17 protein-coding genes and 2 pseudogenes are annotated in these 16394 nt (G+C 39.5%); 9 read left to right on the forward strand and 10 right to left on the reverse strand.

What is annotated here, in order from left to right; translation table 11 throughout:
• Positions 1-444: 444 nt before the first annotated feature.
• From KUH03_RS26885 to KUH03_RS26895, 3 genes are all read right to left on the reverse strand, one after another.
• Entirely contained in the window at positions 445-738 is a 294-nt protein-coding gene (locus KUH03_RS26885; protein WP_257087557.1) for a MauE/DoxX family redox-associated membrane protein, read from the reverse strand.
• A 22-nt stretch (positions 739-760) separates the two neighbouring features.
• Positions 761-1012, reverse strand: a complete 252-nt coding sequence (locus KUH03_RS26890; protein WP_306429807.1) for a DUF4342 domain-containing protein — start codon at positions 1010-1012, stop codon at positions 761-763.
• 326 nt (positions 1013-1338) lie between these two features.
• On the reverse strand, positions 1339-3975 hold the full coding sequence (locus KUH03_RS26895) for a valine--tRNA ligase (protein WP_257087558.1): 2637 nt from the start codon (positions 3973-3975) through the stop codon (positions 1339-1341).
• 798 nt (positions 3976-4773) lie between these two features.
• On the opposite strand from KUH03_RS26895, the gene KUH03_RS26900 reads away from it, so the two are divergent.
• The 7 genes from KUH03_RS26900 (at position 4774) to KUH03_RS46815 (ending at position 8124) form a co-directional block, all read left to right on the forward strand.
• Complete coding sequence (locus KUH03_RS26900) at positions 4774-5616, forward strand: LTA synthase family protein (RefSeq protein WP_257087559.1); 843 nt, start codon at positions 4774-4776, stop codon at positions 5614-5616.
• Positions 5613-5774 (forward strand): hypothetical protein, encoded by a 162-nt coding sequence (locus KUH03_RS26905; protein ID WP_257087560.1) that lies wholly within the window; start codon positions 5613-5615, stop codon positions 5772-5774. The genes KUH03_RS26900 and KUH03_RS26905 overlap by 4 nt, the downstream gene beginning before the upstream one ends.
• 73 nt (positions 5775-5847) lie before the next feature.
• Positions 5848-6198 (forward strand): hypothetical protein, encoded by a 351-nt coding sequence (locus KUH03_RS26910; protein WP_257087561.1) that lies wholly within the window; start codon positions 5848-5850, stop codon positions 6196-6198.
• 87 nt (positions 6199-6285) lie between these two features.
• Positions 6286-6840, forward strand: a complete 555-nt coding sequence (locus tag KUH03_RS46800) for a hypothetical protein (RefSeq protein ID WP_306429183.1) — start codon at positions 6286-6288, stop codon at positions 6838-6840.
• Between the two features lie 21 nt (positions 6841-6861).
• The gene (locus tag KUH03_RS46805) at positions 6862-7350 is read left to right on the forward strand and encodes a sulfatase-like hydrolase/transferase (RefSeq protein ID WP_306429184.1); all 489 of its coding nucleotides are present in this window, start codon (positions 6862-6864) and stop codon (positions 7348-7350) included.
• A gap of 112 nt (positions 7351-7462) precedes the next feature.
• A complete protein-coding gene (locus KUH03_RS46810; RefSeq protein WP_306429808.1) occupies positions 7463-7822 on the forward strand; it encodes a sulfatase-like hydrolase/transferase in 360 nt (119 codons plus the stop codon).
• A complete protein-coding gene (locus KUH03_RS46815) occupies positions 7765-8124 on the forward strand; it encodes a hypothetical protein (RefSeq protein ID WP_306429185.1) in 360 nt (119 codons plus the stop codon). The genes KUH03_RS46810 and KUH03_RS46815 overlap by 58 nt, the downstream gene beginning before the upstream one ends.
• A 46-nt stretch (positions 8125-8170) precedes the next feature.
• Here KUH03_RS46815 and KUH03_RS26920 read toward each other — a convergent pair whose 3' ends face one another.
• The 7 genes and pseudogenes from KUH03_RS26920 to KUH03_RS26950 form a co-directional block, all read right to left on the reverse strand.
• The gene (locus KUH03_RS26920; RefSeq protein WP_257087562.1) at positions 8171-8602 is read right to left on the reverse strand and encodes a hypothetical protein; all 432 of its coding nucleotides are present in this window, start codon (positions 8600-8602) and stop codon (positions 8171-8173) included.
• Positions 8599-9204 carry a hypothetical protein gene (locus tag KUH03_RS26925; protein ID WP_257087563.1) on the reverse strand — a complete coding sequence of 202 codons (606 nt, stop codon included), beginning with the start codon at positions 9202-9204 and terminating at the stop codon, positions 8599-8601. The genes KUH03_RS26920 and KUH03_RS26925 overlap by 4 nt, the downstream gene beginning before the upstream one ends.
• Positions 9205-9531: 327 nt before the next feature.
• Positions 9532-10775 (reverse strand): annotated as a pseudogene (odhB, locus tag KUH03_RS26930) (2-oxoglutarate dehydrogenase complex dihydrolipoyllysine-residue succinyltransferase).
• Positions 10776-10838: 63 nt separating this feature from the next.
• Positions 10839-13576: pseudogene (locus tag KUH03_RS26935) on the reverse strand (2-oxoglutarate dehydrogenase E1 component).
• 180 nt (positions 13577-13756) lie between these two features.
• Positions 13757-14158, reverse strand: coding sequence for an FAD-binding domain-containing protein (locus KUH03_RS26940; protein ID WP_306429809.1), 402 nt, complete (start codon positions 14156-14158; stop codon positions 13757-13759).
• A 58-nt stretch (positions 14159-14216) separates the two neighbouring features.
• Positions 14217-14456 (reverse strand): hypothetical protein, encoded by a 240-nt coding sequence (locus KUH03_RS26945; protein ID WP_257087564.1) that lies wholly within the window; start codon positions 14454-14456, stop codon positions 14217-14219.
• A complete protein-coding gene (locus tag KUH03_RS26950; protein WP_257087565.1) occupies positions 14453-15010 on the reverse strand; it encodes a deoxyribodipyrimidine photo-lyase in 558 nt (185 codons plus the stop codon). Before KUH03_RS26950 ends, KUH03_RS26945 begins: the two co-directional genes overlap by 4 nt.
• A 482-nt stretch (positions 15011-15492) precedes the next feature.
• On the opposite strand from KUH03_RS26950, the gene KUH03_RS26955 reads away from it, so the two are divergent.
• Positions 15493-16215, forward strand: coding sequence for a hypothetical protein (locus tag KUH03_RS26955; protein ID WP_257087566.1), 723 nt, complete (start codon positions 15493-15495; stop codon positions 16213-16215).
• Complete coding sequence (locus tag KUH03_RS26960) at positions 16209-16361, forward strand: hypothetical protein (RefSeq protein ID WP_257087567.1); 153 nt, start codon at positions 16209-16211, stop codon at positions 16359-16361. Before KUH03_RS26955 ends, KUH03_RS26960 begins: the two co-directional genes overlap by 7 nt.
• Positions 16362-16394 lie beyond the last annotated feature (33 nt).

Raw genomic sequence — 16394 nt, forward strand, 5'->3', positions numbered from 1 at the left:
ATAATCCACAATATTGTTTTGAAAGCAATTCGGGTAAATCTGTTCAACGTATAATTTGATTTAAGTATCTACTAATAAAAATTAAAACGGAAAAAAGTTTGCAAAGTTTTTCAGATATTAACTTATATCACCGCCATTTAAGCAAACTAAGATAAATTTGCTTGTATATGCAAGTTTAATTTGTGCAACATATGTATGCAAATTTTAGACAATTCCCCATTTATCCCTAAAAGCTTTGTGATTGAAGGGATAGCATATAAAACACATCAAATAATTGACCAAACCATTTTTGGAGTATAAAGTTTTTTATTTTTTAATTTTATGCTAACAAAAGCACGTAATATCGATCAATTTGTCAAGGAAATTACTCCATTAGCTTTTTATATTTACCCCAATTTTCAAAAATCACCCATAACCAAATGATAAAAAGTACAGCCCAGATAATTAATCCCATTTGGCTATAAAAATCATGTTATGTGTGAAAATGCCGATGAGTATGGGAAAGATAACCAATGCGCCTAAGGTTCTCGTCTTTGGGAGGAGAAATAATAAGCCGCCCAGGATTTCGATGATTGCAACGAGCGGCATTAGCCATTTTATCGTGATGAATGCCTGAAATACCTTTTGCATATCCATGTCCATAGGTGGAACAGGCATATAATGAAAGATTTTATCTAAGCCCGCATTGACAAAAAGAAGGCCAAACAAAACACAAAGGATATTCTTTATGATGTTCATGATCGTAAAATTTAAGGGTCAATTATTTAACGGTGATTGTTGTTGGAGGCTCAGCAGAATCGTCCGGCTTTTCCTCTTCTTTCTTTTCGCTGTTTCGCTCCACAGTAATTGTACACTCGGTGAGCAGGGCCGCTACTGCACCAATAGCCGCAAATACAGGTGCTAAAATCAACCCTATTGCGCCAACAGTAATTGGAAAACTCATGATTTCTTTGCCATGTTTGTCCGAAATGCTGATTTTATTTACATTGCCCTCTGCAATGATTTCTTTGATCTTTTGTAAAGGTTTTCACCGTTGATTTGAAATGTTTCCTTGAATCCCATAATGCTATAATTTAAGTTCGCTCTTATAAAGTTATTCATTTTTTACAGGAATTCTTATAAAGTTAAAAATCAACAGATAGACAATAGCGTAAAGTTTTTATCGTCCGATCGCATCAGATGTGGGTATGAAAGTGAAAAGGAGAAGCCCCAAAGTAAAAACGAACTCTGAGCTGTTTGGATAGGAATAGGATGAGAAATACGATTAGGCGTAAAGAAAATAGGGGCCATCCGATTTTCTTTTGGACGGCCCCTATAGGGAAATATTGTCTATATGTTTTAAGCTAAAGTGGCCAAGCTATCTTGAAGAATCTTGATTTTAGCTTCTGCATCAGCTTTCTTGCTTTTTTCGTTTTCAACGATTTCCGGTTTTGCATTTTGTACAAAACGTTCGTTCGAAAGTTTTTTGTCTACAGACACCAAGAATCCTTTCAGGTAGTCCAGTTCTTTTTCAATACGTTCGCGTTCTGCATCTACATCAATATTGTTTTCCAAGAGTACATAACATTCATCCTTACCCGCCAAGAAACTTGTTGCACCAGCTACTTTTTCTGTCACAAATGTCACGGCTTCTAGGTTGGCAATTTTCGTGATGATCGCAATATACTGTGCCAGATCAATGTCAGACTGTTGGTTGATTGCCAAAGGTAATGCTACTTTTGGTGAGATACCTTTCGAATTGCGGATATTACGAACTTCGGAAATGATCTGTTGTGCTACAGCAAAATCTTTGATAATATGCTCATCAAATGCACTAACTTTTGGAAATTCAGCGACAATGATACAGTCTTTTTCCTCTTTTGTGCCGAACAACTCATCATGCCACAGTTCTTCCGTTAGGAAAGGCATAAAAGGGTGTACCAAAGTCAATATACGTTGGAAGAAGGATTTTACCATTTCCAAAGTTTCCGAAGCAATAGGTGAGCCATAAGCTGGTTTCACCAGTTCAAGGTACCAGGCACAGAAGTCATCCCATACCAATTTATAAGTTGTCATCAAGGCATCTGATAAACGGTAATGCTTGAAGTTTTCTTCAATTTCAGTTAATGCTTGATTGAATCGAGAATCAAACCATGCAGCGGAGATTTTGTCTGCTGCTGAAGCTGGAGCATCGATAACCTCTAAGCCTTTTACCAGACGGAAGGCATTCCAGATTTTATTGGCAAAATTACGGCCCTGTACACAAAGCTCAACGTCAAAAGGTAAGTCATTTCCTGCAGGAGCTGTCAATAACATGCCCATGCGCGTTGCATCAGCACCATATTCGTTCATCAAATCAATAGGATCAGGTGAATTACCCAGAGATTTTGACATCTTGCGCCCTAATTTATCGCGTACAATACCTGTAAAATAAACATTTTCAAAAGGTAGCTGTCCACGGAATTCATAACCCGATACAATCATGCGTGCTACCCAGAAGAAAATAATATCGGGTGCAGTGACTAGATCCTGCGTTGGGTAATAATACTTGATCTCTTCATTTTCAGGCTCATTGATACCGTTGAATACAGAAATTGGCCATAACCAAGCTGAAAACCAAGTGTCAAGCACATCTTCGTCCTGACGCAAATCCGCAAGCGTTAGACCCGCATTGCCCGATTTTTGCTGTGCCAGTGAAAGTGCTTCTTCGGCAGTCTGTGCAACGACAAAATCATCGTTACCATCACCATAGAAGTAAGCAGGTATTTGATGCCCCCACCACAATTGTCTTGAAATGTTCCAATCTGTTACATTTTCCATCCAGTTGCGGTAGATATTTTTGAACTTTGTCGGATGGAATTTAATGGTGTCATCCATGACATTATCCAGTGCAGGTTTTCCGAGGTCTTCCATTTTCAGGAACCATTGGTTAGAGATCTTAGGCTCAATAACAGCACCAGTTCTTTCAGATGTTCCGACATTATTGGTGTAGTTTTCTACTTTTTCCAATAATCCTTTTTCTTCCAGTTCTTTTTCGATCTCTTTACGTACTTTGAAGCGATCCATACCAGCATAATGTAAGCCGTTGTCGTTTAATTTCGCTTCATCGGTAAAGATGTCCACAAACTCCAGATCATGCTTTTTACCTAGTTCGTAGTCATTGATATCGTGCGCTGGAGTTACTTTAAGACAGCCGGTACCAAACTCAAGATCCACATATTCATCTTCAATGATATTCACTTTACGTCCGACGATTGGTACAATCACTTGTTTTCCTTTTAACCAGGTGTAGCGTTCGTCGTTTGGATTGATACATACTGCTGTATCACCAAAGATCGTTTCAGGACGGGTTGTGGCAACGACAATATATTTGTCCGTTCCTTCAACCTGATATTTCAGATGGTATAATTTACCGTTCTTTTCCTTGTAGACCACTTCTTCGTCAGAGATATTGGTTTTGGCTTCTGGATCCCAGTTAACCATGCGGTAACCACGATAGATTAACCCTTTATTGTAAAGGTCAACAAATACGCGAATCACCGATTGATACAATTCAGGATCCATGGTAAAACGGGTACGATCCCAATCACAGGAAGCGCCTAGTTTTTCCAGTTGCTTTAAGATAATACCACCGTACTTTTCTTTCCATTCCCAAGCATGCTTTAAAAAATCCTCACGGGATAAGGATCTTTTGTCAATGCCTTGCTCCTTTAACATAGCGACGACCTTAGCTTCAGTGGCAATGGAGGCGTGATCTGTCCCCGGTACCCAACAAGCGTTTTTACCTTGCATACGTGCGCGGCGAATCAAAACGTCTTGAATCGTATTGTTCAGCATATGACCCATGTGCAATACGCCAGTGACATTCGGTGGCGGCATTACAATCGTATAAGGTTCACGTTCGTCAGGAGTAGACCGGAAAAATCCGTTCGCTTTCCAATAGCTGTACCATTTTTCTTCAGCTTCTTTTTGATTGTAAGTTTTCGCTATGCTCATTTTAAATTCTATATTCAATTTTTTAAGGAATACAAAAGTAAGGAATTCTATGTTATTTTCCTTGTTATCATTGATCTTGTTATTGATTGTAGATCAAGGACGAGGAACTAAAGATGAAAAGGGCAAGCATTAGAGATGAAAGATCGAAGACAATGTCTAAAGAGCAAAAATTAAAAAGTCGGAACCATCCGAATAAGCCGAAGGCTTGTACAAGCAGAATCTCACTACTCACTACTCAATACTCAACCCTTAACACTTTTTAATCTTTTCTTCATATTACTAGTCGATTAGCCTAGTTTTAATGTAAATTAATGTAAATTTGCCTGTTTTATTTTTACACGAAGGGATGCAACGATTTGCGAACGAACTTAGAGCGTTAACACAATATTTTTGTTTTGGCTAATTATCTGTTTTATAGATAGATTTATTTTTATTTCAGCTTTTTTGAGAAAATAGGAACAGCCAATTTTACGGAGATTTTTAGAATCTATTTTCATGGATTAAGCCTCGATTTTTCAGCCGTATCCTATATATGTGCTATTCCATTTGTTGTTTATTGCATACTAAGCTTTTTCCCAAAGGTTCAGCCAAAACGCATCATCCTTGATATTTACACAATTGTTGTACTGGTTTTATTTTTTGTGACGAGTTTTATCAATGTTAATATCTATCGAGAATGGGGGATAAAATATCAAAACGAGCTATAGATGCTTTCCTGGCATCACCATCCGGTGCGGTAGCTTCTGCAGAGTCTACACCTGTTTTTCTTCCGATCCTCGGGATGTTGGTGGGGATATTTTGTGGGTATTTTCTCTACCGTTGGATGTTCAAAAAGTGTATTTTTTTAATGTTAAATCACCGATTGGCAACTTTTTAAAATTGGCCGTCGGCGTTTTTGTTCTCTTTACCTTTATCCGTGGGGGCTATGGCCGCGCAACACTAAACCCTAGTAAAGCTTATTATTCTGAGGTTACCTTTTATAATCATGCGGCTGTGAATACACAATGGTCGCTTTTGCGCGACTTTTTTACCAAGAGCACAAAACTGAAAAGCCCTTATGATTTCTACGGCTCAGACCAACAAGTTATTCAGGAGCAGTTGAAGCCTGCCTTCCAAAGTCAACCTGATTCTGCGGTCGAAGTTTTATCTACGACACGCCCCAATGTCGTTATCATCATGCTGGAAAGTTTTGTCGGTGACCTCATCCAGTCTTTGGGAGGAGAGAAGGGCATAACGCCACATATGGAAGAATTGATCAAAGGTGGAATTTTATTTGATCACATCTATTCTGCCGCCGATCGTTCGGATAAGGGGATGGTTGCTATACTCAGTGGATTTCCGGCACAGGGACCAGAAAGTATTATTAAATATATCGACAAGCACGAAAATATGCCTGCTATTGGGCAGGAATTTGACCATGCAGGTTATGAAACTTCTTTTTATCATGGTGGACAAAGTGAGTTTTATAATTTCAAGTCCTATATGTTGACACATGGTATTTCCAGAGTGGTTGATAACGCTAATTTTGGTTTGGATGCCGAGCGGGCTTCCTGGGGAGTCTACGATCATGTGGTGTTCAACCAGATGATTCATGATTTTAACAAGGAGAAACAGCCTTTTTCTCAACGATATTTACATTGATCAATCACGAACCATTTGAATTAAAGCACGGTTATAAATTTGGTAGTACCAACAATGCCGATAAGTTCAGAAGCACAGCGAATTATACGGACTCGGCTGTTTTCGATTTTATTGGTAAAGCCAAGAAAGAAGCCTGGTACAAAAATACCCTTTTGTGATAGTTGCGGATCATGGCCATCGCTTGCCATCGGAAAATGGGAGCTTTTCCATCCAAATAGATTCCATATCCCATTGATCTTTTTCGGTGATGTTATCAAACCGGAATACCGGGGTAAGATCTTCAATCGGATCGGAAACCAAACGGATTTAGCCACGACGCTGTTGACGCAGTTGAAACTTCCGACCAATAGATATCACTGGAGTCGGGATTTATTTAATCCGACGACACCACAGATCGCTTTCTATAATTCCAAAGATGCCTTTGGAGCAGTTACACCTGAACAGTCGGTATCTTTTGATAATGTTGGCCGTATCATCAATTATAGATCCAATAAAGAATATCCTGCTGCCAAAACCGATAGTATATTGAATATTGCCAAAGCGTATTATCAGCAGGTTTATCGTGAATTTCTAAAATATTAACCGGATGAAGTTAAGAGGAATATTAGCACCCTATTTTGCAGTCGCCATTCGCTTTGCCTTTCTTTTAATCGTTTACGCCCTGCTTAGATGGGGTTTTACCTACTTAATGCCTCATTATTTCCTAATGTAAATGCAGGGAAACTGTTTGTGATGTTTGGTGGAGGTGTGCGTTTTGATACTGTTGCTTTGCTCTATCTAAATATTCTTTACATTGTTATGCAGACGGTCCCCGGATCATTCATAACTAATCCAATCTATCAACGGATTTCCAAATGGATCTTTGTCGTAGTCAATTCACTAGGGATCGCCTTGAATCTGATTGACTATGCCTATTACCCGTTTACACTAAAACGGACCACCGGTACGGTATTGAGCCAGTTTTCAAATGAGTCCAACTTGTTTAAATTGGCATTTGACTTTTGTCTTGATTACTGGTATCTCCTGCTGGTATTTGCACTGCTCGTTTATGGCTTATCGAAATCGTATCAATTGATCCAACTGGAAAGACCAAAACGTTATTCCTGGAAATCTTTCCTTGTTCAGGTTCCTTTCTTTTTATTGACGGCTTTTCTTTTTTATAGGTGGCGTTCGTGGCGGCTGGGCACACAGTACCCGTCCGATTACATTGAGCAATGCCGGTGACTATGTGGACACCCCGAAGAAATGAATATTGTACTGAATACGCCATTTAGTATATTGAAAACCTTAAAAGCTGTTAGTCTCAAGCCGGTGAACTATTATCCAGAGCAAGAGTTGAGCAAGTTGTATGATCCAATCCATTTTCCACAAACGGACAAACCCTTCAATAAAAAGAATGTTGTTGTCTTGATTTTGGAAAGCTTCGCGAAGGAACATTTTGGTGAACTGAATAAAGATATTCAAGGTGGGAAATATAAAGGTTATACTCCTTTTTTAGATTCTTTGATTCGCAACGGCTATACCTTTACAGATACCTATGCGAATGGTCGCAAATCCATCGACGCTTTGCCTTCGGTGATTACAGGTATCCCTTCCATTGGCGAACCCTTTGTGCTTTCGGTGTATTCGGGTAATGAAACCACTAGCTTGGCTAAACTCCTGGGGAAAAAGGGTATGAAACAGCATTTTTCCACGGAGCGCCGAATGGAAGTATGGGTTTTTCCGCCTATATGAAGTTAGCCGGAATTCAACATTATTTTGGTAAAAACGAATATAACAATGATCGGGATTTTGATGGTATCTGGGGATCTGGGATGAACCTTTTCTACAGTTTACTGCGAATAAAATCAATACGTTAAAACAACCGTTTTTTGCGAGCTTCTTTTCGCTGTCCTCACACCATCCCTTTAAGGTGCCAGAGAAGTATCAAGGAAAATTTCCGAAAGGACCGCTACCGGTACAGGAACCTATTGGTTATACTGACAATGCACTTCGCGAGTTTTTTGCCACAGCATCTAAAATGCCCTGGTTCAACAATACCTTATTTGTGATCTGTGCTGATCATGCAACTGTAAGTTACCTTCCCGAGTACCAGACCACAGCCGGGGCTTCCAGATCCCGATTATATTTTATGCGCCGGGCGATGGCTTGGTCGGCAAGGCCGATAAACTGGTCCAACAGATCGATATTATGCCAACGGTATTAAATTACCTTCATTATGACGAACCTTATTTTGCCTTTGGATCGGATGCATTTAAGCCGGGAAGGGACAATTTTGTGCTGAACAATAATGCAGGAAGCTATAATTTTTACTACAAAGACTATATGATGTCTTACGATGGTCTTAAACCATTATCTCTTTATAATATGAAGCAAGATCGCTTGATGAAACAGGACTTGATAAAACAACATCCAGCTGTCCTGGATACGATGGAAACCAAGATGAAAGCTTTTATTCAACAATATAACAATCGGATGATTGAAAATAAGCTGACCTATAAAAAATAGGTCAGCTTATTTCGGTTGCTGTTTTTGAAATTTGATCCGGATGCTTCTATCGATGACAAAAGAACCAGATCATAAATGATATAGATAAATGGCAAGGTAACAATGACCAATAGAATAAACCCCGACTGTTATCTGCAAAAATACCATTGACCAGGTAATTTGCCAAACTGCTCCAAAACCAGCAAAAACTATAGAATGAAGCCGGTACGATCAGATTTCCAATGAGCAATGCATAACGGTACCGGCCGATTTTGTACTTTTTATAGATATACCTGATGTGTAAATAAAATAGCACTAGGGAGCTGATGAATGCGAGGAGCCCCGGACTGATCCAGAGGATGGTACTTGCTAAAAATGAGGTCTTTTCCCCAACTTCGATTTTGAAACTGTCCTGTTTTCCGACGGATTCAATGACCCAATGTACGAGTGTGTCCGTTTGCTGTTTAGGAACGCCCAAATTCTGTGCGTAAGCCTTCATCTTATCTCCCGTATGCAGGTACAGATCAATTGGGCCAAAGGAAGACCAATACTTGGAGGGGAATAAAAGGTATTCAATTTCATATTTTGTGAGGATATCCGCCGGTCATACTTCATTAAAGCACGGTACTGAACTTTGATGCTGTTTTCACCCTTGTGAAGTTTGGCGGTAAAATAAAATCCATCATTCAGGTTAATTCGTTCCCATTCCGCTTTTCCATAGCTGATCTCATAATAACCATCTTTGAGCCGTAGGAAAGGGAATTTTGTGTTTGATGGATCCAAGGGGAGGGATTTAATCTCATTTTGGTTAACAGTCACCTTTTCTAATCCATCTAAATTGAAGGCAAGGAATACCAAAGGGAAGTCCATATTTTCCTCCGCATGGATAATATACTCGATATTGAATTGGCTCTGATAATCATAATCCAGTGTGTCTTGCACAAGCTGGATATCTATTCGCTCGCGAAGTACTTTCGCTTTACCCGAAGGAACCAGTTGTGCTGTGATGCTATGAGGACCAAAAGGATTGGCCATATTGGCTGAGAGTGCCAATGCAGCGAGCAAAAGAATAATCGTCAGACCTATTATCTTACTGTTCATAATTGTTTATTTAATGCATCTTCCATTCCGCTGGTCAAAAAAATGAACCTCGTTAGCTTATTTAATTCGCTGATAATCTATTAGCGAACAAATAACTGTAAGTGAAAGTATAAAATAAAAAGATGAAAAAAATCTGGATTTATATTCGCAGGCAGAAATCTCACAAAAGCCATAGGAAATGGGGTAGCGGGAGGATAGCGGTTATGTCCAATTCATATTCGTCAAATTCCGAAGGAAAGGAAGTTTGGAGAAGGGGAGATAAGGTACAATAAAAAGACCTGTACGGCAATCGTACAGGTCTTTTTAATATTATAATTTTGGTAACAATTATACGCCCAACAATAAACGAGCTGGATCTTCTAATAATTGTTTTACACGAACCAAGAAGCTTACTGACTCACGACCGTCAATAATACGGTGATCGTAAGAAAGTGCAATGTACATCATTGGACGGATCACAACCTGACCATTCTCAGCGATAGGACGTTGGATGATGTTGTGCATACCCAAGATTGCTGATTGCGGTGCATTGATGATAGGCGTTGACATCATTGATCCAAATACACCACCGTTAGTGATTGTAAATGTACCACCTGTCATCTCGTCGATCGTTAATTTGTTATCACGAGCTTTACCCGCCAATGTAGCAATCGCTTTCTCGATTTGCTCCAATGACATCGCATCTGCGTTACGGATAATAGGAACAACCAGCCCTTTAGGTGCAGAAACTGCAATTGAAATATCTGCAAAATCAGAATACACGATTTCATTTTCTTCGATACGAGCATTCACTGCTGGCCATTCTGCCAATGCTGTAGTTACTGCTTTTGTAAAGAAAGACATGAAACCAAGACCGATACCAAATTTCTCTTTGAACGTATCTTTATATTTAGCACGTAGATCCATGATCGGCTGCATATTGACTTCGTTGAAAGTTGTCAACATGGCTGTTTCGTTTTTAACAGCTACCAAACGTTTTGCGATAGTTTTACGTAAAGAAGATAATTTCTCACGACGCTCATTTCTGGAACCAGCAACTGGTGCAGCTGTAGTTGTAGCGGCAGGAGCAGCAGGTTTCGCAGCCGGAGCTGCAGCTTTTGCAACAGGTTGAGCTTTGTCAGCATCTTCTTTTGTGATGCGGCCATCTTTACCTGTTCCTTTTATAGTTGAAGGATCAATTCCTTTTTCTCTCAAAATTTTGCGGCAGCAGGAGAAGCTGTACCAGCAGCGTAGCTATCTGGATCTTCGTCTTTTGCAGCAGCAGCAACTGGAGCTGCATTAGATGATGCCTCAGCCGCAGGTGCAGCAGCCGGAGCTGAACCACCAGCAGGAGCTTGACCTTCTTCAATTGTACAAACGACAGCACCGATTTCTAAAGTATCACCTTCTTGTGCAATGATTCTTAAGATACCTGCTTTTTCAGCTGGTAATTCAAACGTCGCTTTGTCTGACTCCAGTTCGGCGATGTTTTCATCCATCTCCACATAATCGCCATCTTGTTTCAACCATTGTGATAAGGTTACCTCCGTGATAGATTCACCTACGGTTGGTACTTTAATTTCTAAGCTCATATATAATGTTCTTTATTGACAATTGCGTCCTATACATAAGACGCAATTGATTTTAAATTGTTTTTATTCGAATGATTTATTTAAGATCTCTGCTTGTTGAGCAACGTGTTGTTTCATATAACCTGTTGCTGTACTTCCGCTTTCTTTACGTGCTACGAAACCTGTAAATGCAATTTCAGTGCCCATCAGTTTGCGGCAGTAGTAAGACCATGCACCCATGTTCTCATTTTCCTCTTGCACCCATACAAACTCTTTGGCTTTGTTGTATTTTTTACGGATCGCTTTCAACTGCTCAGCCGGGATTGGGAACAACTGCTCGATGCGAACGATTGCTACATCCTTACGCTTGTCCGTTTCTTGTTTTTCCAATAAGTCATAATAAACTTTACCCGAACAGAACAATACACGTTTTACATCTTTTGCAGCTACATTTGCATCATCAATGACCTCTTGGAATACACCTTCTGTGAAGTCTTTCAATGGAGAAACAACTTTCGGGTGACGCAACAATGATTTCGGTGTAAAGATCACCAATGGTTTACGGAATTCGCGTACCAATTGACGACGTAACAAGTGGAAATAGTTGGCTGGTAAGGTACAGTTTGCCAAGATCATGTTCTCATCTGCACATAATTCCAAGAATCTTTCGATACGTGCCGAAGAGTGCTCAGGACCTTGCCCTTCCATACCATGTGGCAACATCATCACTAAGCCGTTTGAACGTCTCCATTTTGTTTCCGCACTCGATAGATATTGATCTACGATGATTTGAGCACCATTGTAGAAATCACCGAATTGTGCTTCCCAAATTGTTAACGAGTTTGGATTTGAAGAGGCATAACCATATTCAAAACCTAAAACAGCATATTCTGAAAGTAAGGAGTTGTAGATCGAGAATTTGTCGCCACCTTTGATATTTGCCAATGGAATATATTTCTCTTCAGAATCTTCCAATGTTAATACCGCATGACGGTGTGAGAATGTACCACGTTGTACATCTTGACCTGAGATACGAACACGGTTGCCTTGATCCAATAACGTCGCATAAGCCATTAACTCACCCATTGCCCAATCGTATGCATCATTGCTGATCATTTTTGCACGATCTTCAAACAGACGAGTAATCTTACGGAAGAATTTTTTGTCCGAAGGTAAAGTTGTGATCTCTTTCGCCAATTTCAAGAAAAGATCTTTTGCAACTTTAGTTTTATCCGTAGTTGTCGATACTTCTCCTTTTTCGCCGGACGTAATCCTTCCCAGGCACCTTTAAACATCGGAAGATCTTCAGTCAATACTTCAATAGTTTTCGCTTCTTCAAGTTTCGTCTGCAATTCCGCCTTAAATTCTTTTTCTATATTTTTGAATAGGCTTCATCAATACTTCCTTCGGAGATTAATTTTTAGCGTATACTTCTTTTGGATTCGGATGTTTTTCAATGATTTTGTACAACAAAGGTTGTGTGAACTTAGGTTCATCAGCCTCATTGTGACCAAATCTTCTGTAACATAATAAGTCGATAAATACGTCTGTTTTGTATTTTTGACGGTATTCAACAGCCAAATTAATCGCATAAACTACTGCTTCTGCATCATCTCCATTGACATGGAATACAGGTGAAGAAGTAATTTTTGCAACATCTGTACAATATGTTCCAGAACGTGCATCTTTATAGTTTGTTGTAAATCCGATTTGGTTATTGATAACGATATGTACTGTACCGCCAGTTTTGTAACCATCTAGTTTGGACATTTGAGTTACCTCGTATACCACGCCCTGACCAGCAATTGCAGCATCACCATGGATAATGATCGGTGCAATTTTCGATGAATCACCATCGTATTTGAAGTCGATTTTAGAACGTACCATACCTTCTACAATTGGATCTACTGTTTCCAAATGGGAAGGGTTTGGCGCTAAACTCAAGTGAACCGATTTGCCATCGTTAGTTTTTACTTCTGAAGAGAAACCCAAATGGTATTTTACGTCACCACCGAAGTTTACCTCAGGATCGTCTGCATAGGTTTTACCCTCAAATTCCGAGAAGATGGATTTGTAAGATTTACCCATGATATTGGTCAATACGTTCAAACGACCACGGTGAGCCATACCGATTACAAACTCTTGGATGCCAATTTCTGAACCTTTTTCGATAACCGAGTCCAATGCAGGGATTAAGCTTTCTGCACCTTCCAAAGAGAAACGTTTTTGACCTAAAAATTTAGTGCCCAAAAAGTTTTCAAATACAACAGCATCGTTCAGTTTGTTCAGGATTCTCTTTTTGTATCCAAAGAGAATTTTGGCATATTGCGGTCCGCTTCCATGCGGTCCTGCAACCACTTTATCTTTTCTGGATTACGGATATATTTGAATTCTGCACCAATAGAACGGCAATAGGTATCTTCAACCAGTTGACGGATATCTTTTAATGTTGCTGGACCTAAGCCAACTTCAACACCAGCATTGAAAACGGTGTTCATGTCTGCCTCAGCAAGACCAAACGTTTCCAATTCCTTTCCAGGGTAGTACTTACGTCTTTCGCGAACAGGGTTAGTGTGCGTGAAGAGGTGGCCACGGTCACGGTAACCGTTGATCATGTTCAGCACATTGATTTCTTTCAATACGTGCTCAGGAGTTGCCTCGCCTACTGAACTTGTTGTTCCACCAGCATTTTGACCGAAATCAAAACCTTCAAAGAATTTTTGCCATCCGAAATCTACCGATTGGGGATCTTGCTTGTACGATTGATATAAGCCATCGACATAAGCCGAATCAGCATTACTCAAATATGTCAGATTGTCCATTTACAATTAAAACTATGAAATTTGTCAAAGTTATGAATAAAAAAGAGTTTCTAATACTGAAATTGAATAATTTAATCAATAAATCTATCCAATTCTTAACATTTTTAGCATGATTTAAAAGTGCCCCACAGGGCCATACAAATTTCTTTTGTTTTGAAATTATCTATTTCTGCCGAAGATTTATTTAGCAAATAATTCATCCAATTTTGGAAGACCGTTTGGGAAGTTGGTTTTGATCAATTTCTGCCAATCCAAAGCCTTGTTATCTTTTTCACTCGTGCCTACACCAGCGACATGGGACCATTGTCCGTATACGGTGGCTGGAGAATAATCCAAAAGCTGTTCTTCAAACCAAGATGCTCCCTTTAACCAATTGACCTGATATTCATGGACCAAGTAACTGGCGGCGATCAATCCCGCCTGATAGGGGATATAACCCGTCTTTTTCAATTGTATCATGGTACTATTGATAAAATCATGCGCTGTCTGACCGGATTTCCATTTTTCGAATAGCTCCTCATTCATCGTTAACGCCGGAATATCTGCTGTAGTACTGTTTTTGTACCCAGCGATTTGAAAAATACATTAGGATATTTTTTGAGCATAAAACGGAAATAATCCCGCCAAAGTAAGATATCTATTATTTTTTCAAATCGTTTGTCTTTTTTTCCTTCCCTAATTTTTTTATGTTGTTGTAAAGAAGGATCGGGGATAAAGCTCCAGCAGCGATAAAAGGACCCAATATGACAGGATCCTGCTCCGTTTCCGGATAAGTGGACAAGACCGAATGCATAATACTCAATGCCGTATCCTCTCCGCCCAATATATAGATGTCATCAACAGATTTTATCTCCTCGTCTGAATAACCTAAGTCCTTCAATGTGGGGATCTTGGTGTCCTCAAGATGTGGGGAGTCAGGAAATTTGAGGGAAAAGGAATCGGTTGGCGCACTGAACTCTCACGTTCTACCTTTTTCTTGAAAACGGAAAATCCATTTGGAATATCTTTGATCGGAAAAGGGAGATCTTCTTTATGGTAAAGTGTATGTCCAATAAAATGACGGAGGTTGATTTTGCTGTTCCAGAGTTCACTCTCTACTTTTTCGGAAATAGAGGTCTCGCGCAGTGCAACTTCCCGATGATGATAGACTTCATTAACCTGATATTTTTGGGCAATACGCGGGATAATATCCTCAGGCTTGCCAATATAGGTCAGTAGGTCACTTCCATGGCTTTTTAATTTTTCTTTTAAGGCAGTGACAGCTTCGATCACAAATGCTGCGCGCAGCACACCTGTATTTAAATTGCCAAACTGATTGCGGTCAAAATAACGGGGATCAAAACAATAGACAGGAATGATGAAGGAACTCTTCTCAGAGGCTTGATAAAATACCTCATTGTCATGAAGTCTTAAATCATTTCTAAACCAGATCATTGTAGCCCTTTTGTCCATAGAGGTGAAGATAAATACTTTTTAGTGCAGCCTATTTTCAGAAGATTTACAAATATATAAGGATATTGTGTTTGTGAAAATATTTAGGCGTGAATTGACATAAAAAGGACAAAGAATAGGTTTTAGACCACCCCTATCTTATGCTCCAACATATAGACCACTGTCTTGTTGATCGACTTGACGGCAGGTGCTCAAATAGAAAAATAAAAATAGTGTTAAACTTATTTGATGTTTCTCTGTTCTAAAATTAGAGAATTATGATATTAGTTAGTCAACGTATTTGAGGAGAAAAACTAGCATGGGCTTTTGCAATCTATAGGACAGTTAAAATGAGATCCAGCCGATCGTTTGGTTACTCATTAAAACCAAAGGTAGTCTCATGCTTACCATAAAAATAATAATAAAAAGGCTGCAACTAGCACATTTATACCATTGAAAGCGAGTGCTCAGAAATAATTATAAGAATGAAAAAGGTGTTAATTAGTGGGCTAAATACCTATTTGGGACGACGGGCGTCATGCTATTTACAAACGAAGGATTTTGATGTTACAGGTTTGGTGCGCAACTTGTCCATTTTTAATAAAATTGTGAAGGAGAAAGTAACCGCAAGACTTTTTGAACTTGATTTGTTGCGGAAGGGACCAGCTTATGATAATTTTCAGATCAGTAACGTGAACTTCGGAATTTATTTTACGCAGGTTCCGACCTTGGATAACGATATACAGCTTCAGCTGGAACTGCTAGGTCTTCGTAATTTTGTTGAAATCTGTAGGCGGGCGGGCAATAACCGGGTGATCTATGTGGCCCGGCTGATGGATGAGCATTTTTTAGAACCTGTTCGGAATCTATTGGAAGCTTTGCGCGTACAGTACACCATTGTGGTTAAAAGTAGCGTTATCGGTAAGGAAAGTGTGCTGAACCGAATTTTTAGCAAACTTGCTAAACGGCAGACGATATTCTATTGGAACTGGGTCGCTTCACTGAAATTTCATCCCTTGCCCTTATTGGATGTCTACCGTTGGCTTCGGGAAATGCCCTGGGAAGGTAACTTTATATCTGAGGTGATTTACCTTGGCGGACATGAAGAGGTGACCTTTAGGAATTTATTTTATCAATTTCTCAATTATACTTCCGATACACAAAAGCGCGAGATCGGCGTGAATAAATTTTTGCGAAACTATTGCTGAGCAGGTTCAACGATATCAATAAGGAAGATATCGATGAATTTAGACGAGTGCTCTATTATGAAAAAAATGTGGACAATTCAACTTGGCAGAAGGTCCAGTCCTTTGAATTCACGCCACTGAAAGCCTATGTCAGTATGGATACCTGAGTTTTTCTGAATGGTCTAACGACGAACGAAAAC

Source organism: Sphingobacterium sp. E70, from assembly GCF_019285695.1.
GTDB classification, from domain to species: domain Bacteria; phylum Bacteroidota; class Bacteroidia; order Sphingobacteriales; family Sphingobacteriaceae; genus Sphingobacterium; species Sphingobacterium detergens.

Coding starts and splice junctions, on each gene's coding strand:
- KUH03_RS26885 (WP_257087557.1), bottom strand. CDS start 738: ATGAACATCATAAAGAATATCCTTTGTGTTTTGTTTGGCCTTCTTTTT.
- KUH03_RS26895 (WP_257087558.1), bottom strand. CDS start 3,975: ATGAGCATAGCGAAAACTTACAATCAAAAAGAAGCTGAAGAAAAATGG.
- KUH03_RS46800 (WP_306429183.1), top strand. CDS start 6,286: ATGGGGTTTTACCTACTTAATGCCTCATTATTTCCTAATGTAAATGCA.
- KUH03_RS46805 (WP_306429184.1), top strand. CDS start 6,862: ATGAATATTGTACTGAATACGCCATTTAGTATATTGAAAACCTTAAAA.
- KUH03_RS26920 (WP_257087562.1), bottom strand. CDS start 8,602: ATGAAGGCTTACGCACAGAATTTGGGCGTTCCTAAACAGCAAACGGAC.
- KUH03_RS26925 (WP_257087563.1), bottom strand. CDS start 9,204: ATGAACAGTAAGATAATAGGTCTGACGATTATTCTTTTGCTCGCTGCA.
- KUH03_RS26950 (WP_257087565.1), bottom strand. CDS start 15,010: ATGATCTGGTTTAGAAATGATTTAAGACTTCATGACAATGAGGTATTT.
- KUH03_RS26955 (WP_257087566.1), top strand. CDS start 15,493: ATGAAAAAGGTGTTAATTAGTGGGCTAAATACCTATTTGGGACGACGG.